The following is an 836-nucleotide window of genomic DNA, read 5'->3' as shown; positions in this document are numbered from 1 at the left end:
CGCCGCCGGAGCGGTCGACGACGGGCGCCTGGTCGAGCCGCGAGGTGCAGGCCGTCATCAACAGGGACAAGGCGAGCACGCACACGCTGCGCTGGGTGACGGTCAGGGGGGAATTCGGGGTGGTTCTCTGCATCGCGCGCAACATACTCATCGGTGTCAAATCACTCCGGATTTTAAGGGTACAAAGAAAACGCGATCAAGCCGCGACTCGCGCCATTGCGCGGGCCCGAGGCGCTCGACCAGCGTCAGCACCTGGCTTTGCCCTTCCTGCGAACCGACCGGCGCCACCAGGCGCCCGCCGATCGCGAGCTGTTCGAGCAGCGCCTGCGGCACATCGAGCCCTGCCGCCGCGATCACGATCGCGTCGAACGGCGCCGCCGACGGCAACCCGAGCCGCCCGTCGCCGTAATGCAGCCGGATATTCGGAATGCGCAGCGGACGCAGATTCGTCTTCGCGCGTTCGGACAACGGCTTGATGCGTTCGATCGAGTAAACCTCGCGCGCGACCTGGCTCAGCACGGCCGCCTGATAGCCGCAACCGGTGCCGATTTCGAGCACGGTGTTCAGCGCGCGCCCGGCCGCGGCCAGTTCGATCATGCGCGCGACCACCGAGGGCTTCGAGATGGTCTGGTGATGGCCGATCGGTAACGCAGCATCTTCGTAGGCCTGGGCCGCGAGACCCGGATCGACGAACAGGTGGCGCGGCACTGCCGCCATCGCATTCAGTACGCGCTGATCGGTCACGCCGTTGGCACGCAGGCGTTCGACCATGCGCTCGCGAACCCGTTCCGAGGTCAACGCCAATGCGTTGTTCTGCGCACCGCTGCTTGCACCGA

At 66.6% G+C, this 836-nt stretch carries 1 protein-coding gene and 1 pseudogene; both read right to left on the bottom strand.

The window, feature by feature from the left end:
• Window positions 1-151: pseudogene (locus GXB81_RS31700) on the bottom strand (peptidase); the annotation flags it as partial.
• A gap of 5 nt (window positions 152-156) precedes the next feature.
• A partial coding sequence (locus GXB81_RS31170; protein WP_205991226.1) for a protein-L-isoaspartate(D-aspartate) O-methyltransferase occupies window positions 157-836 on the bottom strand: 680 nt, incomplete at its 5' end.

It is taken from the genome of Paraburkholderia sp. Ac-20336, from assembly GCF_017105025.1.
In the GTDB taxonomy this organism is placed as follows: domain Bacteria; phylum Pseudomonadota; class Gammaproteobacteria; order Burkholderiales; family Burkholderiaceae; genus Paraburkholderia.
Note: the sequence above shows the minus strand (reverse complement) of the source record. Positions and strands in the feature narration are given on the sequence as shown.